This window comes from Devosia sp. Root105 (genome assembly GCF_001424865.1).
Classification (GTDB): Bacteria; Pseudomonadota; Alphaproteobacteria; order Rhizobiales; family Devosiaceae; genus Devosia_A.
The window spans coordinates 743,628-755,806 of record NZ_LMCR01000001.1 but is presented as its reverse complement, the minus strand read 5'-3'; the positions used below and the strand labels follow the sequence as shown (position 1 = coordinate 755,806).

General features: G+C 65.3%; 17 protein-coding genes. All 17 read left to right on the top strand.

Annotated features, from left to right (window positions below; genetic code table 11):
* Positions 1–77: 77 nt before the first annotated feature.
* The 17 genes from ASC68_RS03550 to ASC68_RS03470 all read left to right on the top strand — a co-directional run bounded on the left by ASC68_RS03550 (position 78) and on the right by ASC68_RS03470 (position 12,151).
* Positions 78–650: a demethoxyubiquinone hydroxylase family protein gene (locus ASC68_RS03550; RefSeq protein WP_055874815.1), complete on the top strand. Its 573-nt coding sequence runs from the start codon at positions 78–80 to the stop codon at positions 648–650.
* A gap of 40 nt (positions 651–690) precedes the next feature.
* Positions 691–1,179, top strand: coding sequence for a GNAT family N-acetyltransferase (locus ASC68_RS03545; protein WP_055874813.1), 489 nt, complete (start codon positions 691–693; stop codon positions 1,177–1,179).
* Between the two features lie 385 nt (positions 1,180–1,564).
* Positions 1,565–2,056: a hypothetical protein gene (locus ASC68_RS03540; protein WP_055874810.1), complete on the top strand. Its 492-nt coding sequence runs from the start codon at positions 1,565–1,567 to the stop codon at positions 2,054–2,056.
* A complete protein-coding gene (locus ASC68_RS03535; protein WP_156384459.1) occupies positions 2,032–2,502 on the top strand; it encodes a hypothetical protein in 471 nt (156 codons plus the stop codon). Before ASC68_RS03540 ends, ASC68_RS03535 begins: the two co-directional genes overlap by 25 nt.
* Positions 2,490–2,906: a hypothetical protein gene (locus ASC68_RS03530; protein WP_055874804.1), complete on the top strand. Its 417-nt coding sequence runs from the start codon at positions 2,490–2,492 to the stop codon at positions 2,904–2,906. Before ASC68_RS03535 ends, ASC68_RS03530 begins: the two co-directional genes overlap by 13 nt.
* 7 nt (positions 2,907–2,913) lie before the next feature.
* The gene (locus tag ASC68_RS03525) at positions 2,914–3,234 is read left to right on the top strand and encodes a hypothetical protein (protein WP_156384460.1); all 321 of its coding nucleotides are present in this window, start codon (positions 2,914–2,916) and stop codon (positions 3,232–3,234) included.
* 84 nt (positions 3,235–3,318) lie between these two features.
* Entirely contained in the window at positions 3,319–5,448 is a 2,130-nt protein-coding gene (locus ASC68_RS03520) for an EAL domain-containing protein (RefSeq protein WP_055874798.1), read from the top strand.
* Positions 5,449–5,457: 9 nt separating this feature from the next.
* A complete protein-coding gene (locus ASC68_RS03515) occupies positions 5,458–6,045 on the top strand; it encodes a sigma factor (protein ID WP_055874795.1) in 588 nt (195 codons plus the stop codon).
* A gap of 85 nt (positions 6,046–6,130) precedes the next feature.
* Positions 6,131–6,517 (top strand): VOC family protein, encoded by a 387-nt coding sequence (locus ASC68_RS03510; protein WP_055874791.1) that lies wholly within the window; start codon positions 6,131–6,133, stop codon positions 6,515–6,517.
* Positions 6,518–6,718: 201 nt separating this feature from the next.
* Entirely contained in the window at positions 6,719–8,533 is a 1,815-nt protein-coding gene (gene typA / locus ASC68_RS03505) for a translational GTPase TypA (RefSeq protein ID WP_055874787.1), read from the top strand.
* Positions 8,534–8,621: 88 nt separating this feature from the next.
* Positions 8,622–8,957, top strand: coding sequence for a hypothetical protein (locus ASC68_RS03500; RefSeq protein WP_055874784.1), 336 nt, complete (start codon positions 8,622–8,624; stop codon positions 8,955–8,957).
* A 23-nt stretch (positions 8,958–8,980) separates the two neighbouring features.
* Entirely contained in the window at positions 8,981–9,595 is a 615-nt protein-coding gene (locus ASC68_RS03495) for a DedA family protein (protein ID WP_055874781.1), read from the top strand.
* Positions 9,596–9,666: 71 nt separating this feature from the next.
* Positions 9,667–10,122 carry a carboxymuconolactone decarboxylase family protein gene (locus ASC68_RS03490; protein WP_055874778.1) on the top strand — a complete coding sequence of 152 codons (456 nt, stop codon included), beginning with the start codon at positions 9,667–9,669 and terminating at the stop codon, positions 10,120–10,122.
* 1 nt (position 10,123) lies between these two features.
* The gene (locus ASC68_RS03485; protein ID WP_055874775.1) at positions 10,124–10,999 is read left to right on the top strand and encodes a sigma-70 family RNA polymerase sigma factor; all 876 of its coding nucleotides are present in this window, start codon (positions 10,124–10,126) and stop codon (positions 10,997–10,999) included.
* A gap of 99 nt (positions 11,000–11,098) precedes the next feature.
* Positions 11,099–11,398, top strand: a complete 300-nt coding sequence (locus ASC68_RS03480) for a YggT family protein (RefSeq protein ID WP_197421075.1) — start codon at positions 11,099–11,101, stop codon at positions 11,396–11,398.
* Between the two features lie 10 nt (positions 11,399–11,408).
* Positions 11,409–11,846 (top strand): GNAT family N-acetyltransferase, encoded by a 438-nt coding sequence (locus ASC68_RS03475; protein ID WP_055874770.1) that lies wholly within the window; start codon positions 11,409–11,411, stop codon positions 11,844–11,846.
* Complete coding sequence (locus ASC68_RS03470; RefSeq protein WP_055874766.1) at positions 11,843–12,151, top strand: DUF167 family protein; 309 nt, start codon at positions 11,843–11,845, stop codon at positions 12,149–12,151. The genes ASC68_RS03475 and ASC68_RS03470 overlap by 4 nt, the downstream gene beginning before the upstream one ends.
* The last annotated feature ends 28 nt before the right edge of the window (positions 12,152–12,179 follow it).

Sequence of the window (12,179 nt, the reverse complement as noted above, 5' to 3'; positions counted from 1 at the left end):
TTCCAACGAGGTTGGCTGTTGCCTATCATCTCCCGAGGTTGCGGCCAACGGGGGCGGCAAAGGAGACGGACTTCGGCATGGCGTTTTGGGAACCGCGATCGGCTGCGCTGACCGTCAGGCGCATCCTGAAGGTCAATCATGCCGGCGAGTTCGGCGCCATCCGCATCTACGATGCTCAGCTCGCCCTGGCCCGGCAGCTCTATCCCGACATCGTGCCGGCGCTGACCGAAATGCGGGATGACGAGATCGAACACTGCCGGCTGTTCCTCGAGGCCATGCCGGCGCGCGGGGCAAGGCCCTCCCGGGTCATGGCGTTCTGGAGTCTTGGCGGCTACGTCCTCGGCTTCGTCACTGCCCTCATGGGACGCAACATGATCTGGGTCTGCACCGAAGCCGTCGAGGCGACCGTGCATCGGCACCTCGAAGACCAGATCGCCTTTCTGCGCGGCCGCGACCGGCCGCTGCACCACCAGATCGGCTCGATCCAGGCGCAGGAGCTGGCGCATCTGCAGCACGCGGTCGACCACCAGCCGCGGCGCGGTCTGGTGCGCGCCGTGACCCTGCCGCTCATCGGCCTCGCTACGGAATCGCTGATCTGGCTCTCCACCTGGGGCGACTCCACCAGCATGCGCAGCGAGATCGCCAGCTAGCCCGCTTGCCAGCCGCAGCGTCGGCGCGCCACAACGAGGCATGTCCACGTCGCTGATTTTCCCGATCGCCGCCGATGCCCTGCCGCGGGTCGCGGCGCTCGCTTATCGCATCTGGCCCGAGGCCTTTGCCGGCATCCTGCCGGCCGACCGCATCCCCGGCATGCTCGCCGAGATCTATGCGCTCGAGACGCTCGAGGCCGATATCGCCGAGCGCGGCCACCAGTACTGGCTCGTCACCCATGACGGCCGCGACGTCGGTTTCGCCTCGGCCTATCGCGCCGATGGCCTGGTCTGGATCAAGAAGCTCTATTTGCTCGCCGAAACCCGCGGGCTGGGGCTCGGCAAGGCGCTGATCGCTACCGCCCGCGCGCATTTCGGTGCCGAATTGCCCGTCGCGCTTTACGTCAACGACGGCAACGCCGCCGCCATCGCCTTCTACCGCGCACAGGGCTTTGCGGTCGAACAGCACGTGCCGGTGCAGATGGGGCCGTATCAGTTCAGCGACTACCTGATGGTGAAGCGGGCCTGAGCCGCTGAGCCGCAGACCCGGTGCGAGCTGACCCCCGCCCCTGTCCCCTCCCCCTAAACATGGGGAGGGAGACCAAAACGCTGGCTTTCCTGTGAGCGTCTCCCGCCCCCTTCTTAGGGGGAGGGATCGAGGGTGGGGGTCAGCCCGCGCCGGCGCCTGAGTGTTACCCCAACGGCAGTTCGCCTCCAGGCGTCCGGCCTCTCACCCGCCACGTATGCGCATGCGCGTTTGTGCGCGGTATCGGCACAAGCATTCCTTCGCCTTGCGCGCGTCGCGACTGTACTGATTTGCGCACTAACGCCTAATCAGTTCGGAATTTAGTACTCGTTAACCATAAGATACTGACACTGATCCGCATGTACCAATGCGTATCAGGAGTATTTCCATGCGTGTACTTGTGTTGAGCGTCCTGGCGATCCTGCCCTTCGCCGTACCGGCCGTCGCTGAGGACGTGTTCTTCGATGGCGACGTGCTCACCAGTTGCTCGATCGAGGGGCACACCAATGGCGCCCTTGGCATCGATCTCACCAGCGGCGGCACCATCCTGACCTCGTCGACGCCCTACGGCACCGCCGGTACGGTCACCATTCGCGCCACCGGCAGCAATTTCATCAATGTCAGCGCGCCAACCCGGACCGCCCAGGCTGGCGGCTACAATGCGGCAAGCGAGGTGCTTCAGGTCTCCTACCAGGGCGTCGGCACGCTCAGCGGCGTCACCCAGGCCTTCACCAATGTCGGCACCAGCAAGCCCGCCACGACACTGCTGGCGGCCATCCTCAACGTCAACAACCGGATCACCAACACCGCCAACGGCTTCCCGCTCGGGACTTACCAAACCAAGACCACCGTCACATGCACGCCCACGGCAGAGTTCTGAGGCTGCTCGCATCGCTTGCGGCGGCGCTGGCGCCATTGCCGGCGCTGGCCTGCACCTTGTCGATCACCAATAACGGCGCGCTCGGCATGGCCGTCGGCAACAATACGCAACTGGGCTCGCAACTGGGCACCGGCAGCGCCGCGACGCTCACGACGATTCTGCCGCTGCTCAGCGGCGTCACCATCGATATCGGCGCCCCGACTTTGGTGCAGCAGCCCGCCGGCTATAGCTTCGGCACCAGCACGCCCGAAGTTGCCTACACCGCTGGCGTGCTCAATCTGGTCCCGATTAAGACCCAGCCGTACACCGCCAGTGCCAGCAGCTTCCCCACCGGCCTGCTCGGCATCGTCACCGTCACCATCGTGATGCAGAACCGCGTCACCAACACCGCCGGTTTTCCGGCCGGCCACTACCGCACGAGGACCGTCGTCACATGTCATCCCTGAAGGTCGCCCACCTCGTCCCGCTGCTCGCCCTGCTGCTCGGGCTGGGGCTCGCGGCTCCGGCCGCCGCGCAATCGCTCAGCCCGCTGGAAAAGACCGGCGTCACCCCATCCGACCGCAAGGCCTTCCGGCTGGTGGTCGGCAATCCCTACAAACAGAAGATGACCTTCGACGTCATTCCGATGCAACCCGACTACCAGACCCCGGCCACTGGCGCGAAGGTCAACTACCCCAGGATCACCATGGGCCCGGGCATCTCGCGCCAGATCATCTTCACCTTCGATATCGACCCCAAAGTAAAGGAGAGGAAGATTGCTCTCTGCATCCAGCCTGCCTCGCTCGATGGCCCGATTCTGCCGCGTGTGTGCGGTCTCTATGTTGGCCGTATGGCCGGCCGCGGCAGCTGACGGGCTGATGCTGCCGCCCCCGCCTGTCGGTCCCGGCGGCGAGGACTCGATCACCACCGCCGAAGGGGTGCGCTGCAGCCAGTCGATCAACTCCTCGGGCGGCTATCTCGACCTCGGCGTGGCCGGTGGCGACCTCTCCAGCGCCTACGACAACGATTCCAACTACGGCATCGATAACGGTGACACGCGCCAGAGCGCCGTCGCCTATGCCCGCGTCATCATTCCGCTCGGCGAGGCGCCGACCCGGCTCAACTGCGCCAGGCTCTACGAACTCGAGATCCAGAAGCTGAAGGCCGAGATCGAGATGCTGAAGGTCGGGCTCGAATAGCTGCGGTCGGGCTTAAAACCATCTTAACTGCCCTTCGCTAGCGTTCCGCGCTGGATTGTGGGGATTTGAGGGGCCTGATCAGAAGTGAAGGCGCTAGCTGCCGATTCCGATCGTAAGGCCGCCGACGCGTTGCTGCTCGACGCGGCGCTGCAGTCGGTCCCCTACGGCTTCTGCGTCTGGTCGGCGCAGTTCAAGCTGGTGATGTTCAACCAGCATTATCTCGACATTTACGGCTTCTCGGCCCGCCGCGTCCGCAAGGGCATGACGCTCGAAGCGGTGGTGAAGCTGTCGTCCGAGATGGGCAACCACCCGGACCAGTCGCCCGAAGAGTTCCTCAGGACCTACAAAGCCGAACTCCTCGCCAATCGCGGCGGCGCCCGCTCCAAGGTGCGCGAACGCGTTGCCGGCGATCGCTGGCTGGAGACGGCGCATGCCTATTCTCCCGGCCTCGGCTGGGTCGTCACCCACGAGGATGTCACCGAGGAGATCGCCTCCTCCGAGATCATCCAGAAGCGCAAGCGCGAACTCGAGCGCCAGAACATCCGGCTCGACGCAGCGGTCAACAACATCAGCCAGGGCCTCTGCATGTACGACCCCAAGGGTCGCCTGGTGATCTGCAACCAGCCCTACCAGCGCATCTACAACCTGCCCGAGCACCTGTTGAAGCCAGGCACGCAGCTCGACGACATTCTCGGCCACCTGTTCGACGAGGGCATGCAGGCCGGCGCCAACCGCGAGGACTATATCCGCTGGCGCCGCGAGGTGATCTCGCGCGGCGAGTACGGCAAGAACATCCACGAGCTCAACGGCCGCACCATCATGATGCAGCACCATCCGATGAAGGATGGCGGCTGGGTCACTACGCACGAGGACATCACTGAGCAGCGCCAGCAGGAAGAGCGGATCCGCCATCTTGCCCGCCACGACGCGCTGACCCAGTTGCCCAACCGCGTACAGTTCCTCGAGGAAATGGCAGCGGCCGAGCCGGGCCTCGCCCGCGGCGAGCATATCGCGGTGCTCTGCATCGACCTCGACCACTTCAAGGCAGTCAACGATACGCTCGGCCACTCGCTCGGCGACAAGCTGCTGCAGCAGGTTTCGGCACGCCTGTGGGGCGCCACGCGCGAGAACGACCTGCTCGCTCGCCTCGGCGGCGACGAGTTCGCGCTCCTCTTGCGCGGCGTCGACAATCCAGCGGAAGCCGCCGCGATCGCCGAGCGCATCGTCAAGGCGATGGCCAACCCGTTCACCATCGATGGCCACCAGCTGGTGATCGGCACCTCGGTCGGCATCGCCATGGCGCCGCAGGATGGCGAAACTTCCGAAATCCTGATGAAGAACGCCGACCTGGCGCTCTACAAGGCCAAGAACGAAGGGCGCTCGACCTACCACTTCTTCGAATCCGGCATGGATGCGGCGATCCAGAAGCGCCGCACCATCGAAGCCGGTCTCCGCCTGGCGCTCGCCAAGGGCGAGTTGCGCCTGGTGTTCCAGCCGCTGGTCGGGCTGAAAGAGAACCGCATCACCTGCCTCGAGGCGCTGCTGCGCTGGGATACGGCCGATCGCGGTACCATCTCGCCCACCGAGTTCATCCCTATCGCCGAGGAAACCGGACTCATCGTCCAGATCGGCGAGTGGGTGCTGCGGGAGGCCTGCCGCACCGCTGCGACCTGGCCGCTGGGGGTCCGCGTCGCGGTCAACCTCTCGCCGGTGCAGTTCAAGAACAAGCGGCTCTACGAGACGGTCGAGGCGGCTTTGCGCGACACCGGCCTGCCGCCGACCCGGCTCGAGCTCGAGATCACCGAGTCGCTGCTGCTCTCGGACAACGAGCCCACCCTCAAGACGCTGCACAAGCTCAGGGCACTGGGCGTCCGCATCTCGATGGATGATTTCGGCACCGGCTATTCCTCGCTGAGCTACCTGCGCAGCTTCCCCTTCGACAAGATCAAGATCGACCGCTCATTCATGCGCGACCTGAAGTCGAAGGGTGACAGCCTCGCCATCATCAAGGCGGTGATCGGGCTCGGCCAGTCGCTGGGCATGTCGACCACGGCCGAAGGCATCGAGACCGAGGAACAGCTCGCCGCCGTGCGCGACCAGGGCTGCAACGAAGTGCAGGGCTTCCTGTTCTCGCCGCCGATCGGCGCCCAGGCCGTCGCCGAAATGCTGGCCGAGGAAAGCCAGCAGCGGCCCAAGCTCCGCCGCGTCTCCTGACGCCAGCCGATGCGACAAGCGGCCTATGACCAGCTTCTCGCTCTCGCCCGCCGCTGCAGCCGCGTGCCCGCCGACGCCGATGATCTGCTGCAGGATGCGCTGATCGAGGCGATCCGCGTCGACCGCGCCGATTTCACCCGACCCGAGCATCGGCGCTGGCTGGTCGGGGTGATGCGCAACAAGGTCAGGATGGCAGCGCGTGGGGCGACACGCAGTCGGCTCCGCGACAGCGCCTGGCAGGCGGCGCGCCACCCGCAGCCGGTCGCCGACGAGACCCCGATCAGCGCCCTGCTGGCGAGCTTGCCGCCGGCGCTGAAATCGGTCGCCGCCCTGGCGCTCAGCGGCCACGACCGTCGCGAGATCGCCTACCTGCTGCGGCTCGACGACGTGACGCTGCGCCAACGCATCTCCACCCTCGGCAAGCGGCTGCGCGCCGCCGGTCTGGCGCTGCCCGAGGGCACGCCCGGCCTTGGCCTCAACCTCGCCTATGGCCGCATCCGCGACGCGCTGCTGCCGGCGCTGCTGCGCGAGGGCGGCGTCTTCGCCTCGCACGATCCGGATGGGCACCTGTTCATCGTGCGGCGGGCGCCGCGCTAAGCTGCCAGGAATATTTTGGCGCCTTGCTCACATTCCGCCTGATGGCGGCAACCATTGATGTAACCACTCATCAGGAGCTGAACCCATGATCCCCAAACCGCACCGCGCCAGCATCGTCTACTATGTCGCCGACATCGCCCGCACCGAGCGCTTCTACAACGAGACGCTCGGCATCGAACTCACTCGCATGGAGGGCGCCGAGCCCTATTGGCTGCAGGGTTCGCTCGATCAGGGCCTCGACATCATCTTCTTTCAAATGGAAGGCTCGCGCGGCAGCTCGCCGGCGCTGATCTTCGATCTCGCCGAAGGCGGCATCGACGATGTGGTGGCCGCACTGGTCGCCCACGGCGTCACCATCGTCACTCCGGTCAGCGAGGCGCCCGGCGGCTGGAGCGCCGACTTTCTGGATCCGGATGGCTTTGGCCTCGGCCTCTACCAGTCGGGCGACAAGCCGCGATCGCTGAAAAAATAGCAACTGCGTCGATCTGACGGCAGTCCGTTCGTCGTGCATGCGAGGGTGCTTTCCGGGCGCAACAGCGCTGGGTAACCGGGGAGTGCCCTCACCCCGGCCACTGGGTCGCAAACCAGCTATTCGGCGAATTGTCTTGAGAATGTGACCCTTGTCCGATATGGGGCGCGACTAATCTCCTGAACATCCGATCGGCCGCCCCTCATGTCTTTGCGTAACATCGCAATCATTGCTCACGTTGACCATGGCAAGACCACCATGATCGACGTCCTGCTCAAGCAGTCCGGTTCGTTCCGCGAGAACCAGCGCGTCGAAGAACGCGCCATGGACAGCAATGACCTCGAGCGCGAGCGCGGCATCACCATTCTGGCGAAGGTGACTTCGCTGGTCTGGAAGGACACCCGCATCAACATCGTCGACACCCCCGGCCACGCCGACTTCGGCGGCGAAGTCGAGCGCATCCTGTCGATGGTCGATGGCGTGGTGATCCTGGTCGACGCCGCCGAAGGCCCGATGCCGCAGACCAAGTTCGTGCTCGGCAAGGCGCTTGCCCAGGGCCTCCGCCCGATCGTTGCGATCAACAAGATCGACCGCCCCGACGAACGCCACCTCGAGGTGCTCGAAGAGATTTTCGATCTGTTCATCGCGCTTGACGCGACCCCGGAGCAGCTCGATTTCCCGGTGCTCTACGGCGCCGCCAAGCTCGGCTGGATGTCCGAAAAGCCGGAAGGCCCCAAGGACTCGCTGGCCCCGCTGCTCGACAAAGTGCTCGAATACGTGCCCGCGCCGAAGGTGGAAGAGGGCCCGTTCCGCATGCTGGTCACCACCATCGAGCGCAACCCGTTCCTCGGCCGCATCCTCACCGGGCGCATCACCTCCGGTACGGTCAAGGCCGGTGACCCGATCCACTCGCTCGGCCGCGACGGCAAGATCGTCGAGAAGGGCCGCGTTTCGAAGGTGCTGGCCTTCCGCGGCCTCGAACGCACCCCGATCGATATCGCCGAAGCCGGCGACATCGTCGCCATTGCCGGGCTCGAAACCTCGACCGTCGCCGATACGCTGGTTAACCCGGCGGTGACCGTGCCGCTGCCGTCCAAACCGATCGATCCGCCGACCCTGTCGGTCACCTTCCGCATCAATGACGGCCCGCTGGCCGGCCGCGAAGGCGACAAGGTGCAGTCGCGCGTCATCCGCGAGCGCCTCCTGCGTGAAGCCGAAGGCAACGTCGCGATCAAGATCACCGAAGGCGATGACAACGACTCGTTCGAAGTCGCCGGACGCGGTGAATTGCAGCTCGCCGTGCTGATCGAAAACATGCGCCGCGAGGGTTTTGAGCTCACCATCGGCCGCCCGCGCGTCGTCATCCGCGAGGAGAACGGTCAGAAGCTCGAGCCGATCGAAGAAGTGATCATCGACGTCGATGACGAGCATAGCGGCGTCGTGGTGCAGAAGCTGACCGAGCGCAAGGGCGACCTGGTCGACATGCGCCCCTCGGGCGTCGGCCGCCAGCGCCTCCGCTTCTACGTGCCGACCCGCTCGCTGATCGGCTACCAGCCCGAGCTCTTGTCCGATACCCGCGGCACCGCCATCTTCAACCGGCTGTTCCACGAGTATCAGCCGTTCAAGGGCGCCCTGCCGGGCCGTCGCACCGGTGTGCTGATCTCCAACGGCACCGGCCAGGCTGTGACCTATGCGCTGTGGAACCTCGAGGAGCGCGGCCCGATCATGATCGATGCCGGCGTCGACATCTACGAGGGCATGATCATCGGCGAGCACGCCCGCGAGAACGACCTCGAGGTGAATGCGCTGAAGGGCAAGCAGCTGACCAACATCCGCACGACTTCGAAGGATGAAGCGGTTCGCCTCACGCCGCCCAAGAAGCTCACCCTCGAGCAGTCGCTCGGCTATATCGCCGACGACGAGTATGTCGAAGTGACGCCCAAATCCATCCGCCTGCGCAAGATCTGGCTCGACCCCAACGATCGCAAGCGCATGATGCGCGCCGCCAAGGCCAGCTGATCCAATAGGGCGGCCGCACCCCGGCCGTCCGTATTGTTCCGTCATTACAACATGCTACAGGTTTCCCGAGGATTTTGGGGGACCCGACATGTTGAAGCGGACGGCATTACTCGCGTCGATTGCCCTTGTTGCAGCACTGGCCTCGGCTTCGTCGGCTGAGGCCAAGGTTCGGCTGAAGCCGATCAACTGCCCGGTTGCCAAGGCCGCCGAAAGCTTCCGCATCACCGGCGCCAAGGGCGAACTCGAGGGCGTCCGCTCCGAGTACCAGTGGCTAGCGGCCAACCGCCCCGGCTGGAAGCGCACCGACCAGGCGCTCATCACCAAAGGCAACAAGGCCTATGACCTGCTGACCATCGTCAAAGGGCGCAAGAAGCAGGTGATCTGCTTCGACATTACCGCTTTCTTTGGTAAGCGGGATTTCTGACCGAACACTGCGACTGGAGCACCATGGCCACCTGGATCACCCAGATCATCACCGACCTCGGCTATGTCGGGATCGCCCTGCTGATGCTGCTCGAGGCGGTGTTCCCGCCGATCCCCTCCGAACTGATCGTGCCGTTCGCCGGCTTTGCCGCGGGCCAGGGCCAGCTCAATGTCTTCGGCGTGATCCTCGCCGCCACCCTCGGCTCGCTGATCGGCATGCTGCCCTGGTACTTCGTTGGCCGGTTGTTCGGTCTCGAACGGGTGAAATGGCTGGCCGACCACATCGGCCGCTGGTTCGCCTTCAATGCCGACGAGATCGATTATGCCGCCCGCATCTTCGATCGCTGGGGCAAGCCGATCGTCCTCGTCGGCCGGCTGTTCCCGATCCTTCGCACCCTGATCTCGGTCCCCGCCGGGCTGGCGAAGATGAACTTTCCGACCTTCGCGCTGTTCTCGGCCATCGGCATGCTGATCTGGAACAGCGTGCTGGTCGGCGCCGGGTACCTCTTGCACGAGCACTACCACCTGGTCGAAAGCTGGCTCGACCCGCTGACCTGGGTGGTGCTGATCGCCGTCGTCGGCGTCTACGTGTTCCGCCTCTTCACCTGGCGTCCAAGCCGCGCCAGCCAAAAAATCTGAGGTCGATGTCACACCGGCCGGGGGCTGGGTCGTCTTGTTGTCGTGAGCATCACAATGACATGGAGACAATGATGACCAAGCGCATCAACCCCTACGCCCGGATGGACCTGATTCAGCCGCTGATCGACTACAGCCAGGCCGTGCCCGATGTCGGCCTCGAGCCGACCCTGGCGCATCTGGTGAAGATCCGCGCCAGCCAGATCAACGGCTGCGCCGTGTGCCTCGTCATGCACAGCCAGGAAGCCCGCCAGGACGGTGAAACCGAAATGCGCATCTACCTGCTCGATGCCTGGCGCGAGGCGCTGCATTTCACCCCGCGCGAGCGCGCCGCTCTGGCCTGGACCGAGGCGCTGACCCGGCTCGATCATACCGCCGATGCGGCCTATGAGCTGGTGGCGGCCGAATTCAGCGAGGCCGAGCAGGTCGTCCTCACCCTGTTGATCGGCAACATCAATACCTGGAACCGTATCAATGCCGGTTTCCGGGTGAACCCGCCGCGTTCGGCGATCATCAAGGTGGCGGCATAACATGGATGCCGGGCGGGCCGATGCGGCCATCAGTTTCGAACCCCATCGGCCCCGCCTCACCCGGGTGGCCTACCGCATGCTCGGCTCGGTCGCCGATGCCGAGGATGTGGTGCAGGACGCGTTCCTGCGCTGGCACACCACCGACCGCTCCGAGGTCGACAACGCCGAGGCCTTCCTCGTGCGCGTCGTCACCCGGCTCTGCCTCGACGTGCTGAAATCCTCCCGCCGCAAGCGCGAGACCTATATCGGCCCCTGGCTCCCCGACCCGGTGGTCGACAGCGAGGCCGATCTCGCCGAGGACGTCACCCTGCCCCTCCTCCTGGCGCTGGAGCGGCTCTCGCCGCTCGAGCGCGCTGCCTTCCTGCTGCATGATGTGTTCGGCATGGAGTTCGAGGAGGTGGCGACCGCCATCGATCGCGAGCCGGCGGCCTGCCGGCAGCTGGCGGCGCGGGCCCGCCAGCATGTGCACGAGGCGCGGCCGCGCTTCGCCGTCGACCAGCGCCGCGGCCTCGAATTCGCCGAAGCCTTCTTTGCCGCCTCGCAGACCGGCGATATGGCAATGCTCAAATCGATGCTCGCCGCCGATATCACCGTCACCGCCGATGGCGGCGGCAAGCGTCCGGCCGGCCCGGTGCCGATCGTCGGCTTCGATGCCGTAATGAAGTTGATGGAACGGATGGCGCGGATGTTTGCCAGTGCGCCGTCGCAACTCGTCCGTTTCGCCACCATCAACGGGCTGCCCGGCTTCGTCACGCTCGAGGCGGATGGCGAGCTGCAGACCACCGCGCTCGAGATCGTCGACGGCAAGATTGCCGGCATCTATGTCGTGCGCAACCCGGACAAGCTCGGGCACCTCGATGGCATGGCGCTCAACTGAGCGCCAACCCACCGCGCTGAAAGGCAAAATCGTCGCGCCCGCTTGCCGCCTGGCGTTCCGCCCCCTAAATAGGGCGGCGAACCCGAGGGCCACCCGATGATCTTTGCCATTCTGCAGACGCTGAGCTTCATTCTGAACATCGTCTGGTGGATCTTCCTGATCATGATCATCATGAGCTGGCTGATCAGCTTCAACGTGATCAACACCCGCAACCAGTTCGTCGCTTCGATCTGGCGCGTGCTGAACCAGATCACCGAGCCGATCCTGAAGCCGATCCGCCGCGTCATCCCGGCAATGGGCGGGCTCGACCTGTCGCCGCTGATCGTCTTCGTCATCATCTTCTTCCTGCAGAACCTCATCGGCTTCTACGCCGCCCGGGCCGCTGTCGGCGCGCTCTGAACGGCGCGCCATGCTGCCTCAGGGCTATGAGATCTCGACCGATCCCAAGCGGATCGACCTTGACTATGTGCATCGCTACCTGAGCCAACAGAGCTATTGGGCCGGCGCCGTCCCGCGTGACGTCGTCGCCCGTTCGGTGGCCAACGCCCTGAGTTTCGGGCTCTATGCCCCCGATGGCGCGCAGGTCGGCTTCGCCCGCGTCGTCACCGACCGCGCCACCTTTGCCTGGCTGGCCGACGTCTTCATCGATCCCGGCCAGCAGGGTCTCGGGCTCGGCAAGGGCCTGATGGACGCCATCATCGCCCATCCCGACCTGCAGGGCCTGCGCCGCTTCATGCTGGCAACTGCCGACGCACATGGCCTCTACGAGCGCTATGGTTTCACCGCGGTCGAGCATCCCGAGCGGCTGATGGTCAAGCTCCGCACCGACCTCTATCCGCGCTCGTGAAGCCCGCTTTCGAGCTGCTGCCGGACGGCATCCGGCTCCATCTTCGCGTCACCCCCAATGCCGGCCTCGACCGCATCGACGGTTTCGAGACCCGCGACGACGGCGCCACCGTGCTCCGGATGCGGGTGAAAGCGGTGCCGGACAAGGGCAAGGCCAATGCCGCCGTGCTGGTGCTGCTGGCCAAGGCGCTCGGCGTGCCGAAGTCGGCGGTCACTCTGATCGCGGGCGACACGGCGCGGCTCAAGACCCTGTACATCGCCGGCAACCCTGACGCTCTCGCCGCTGCCCTCGCCAAACTGGGCTAGAACTCTTACATTCCGGTCAGCATCAAAC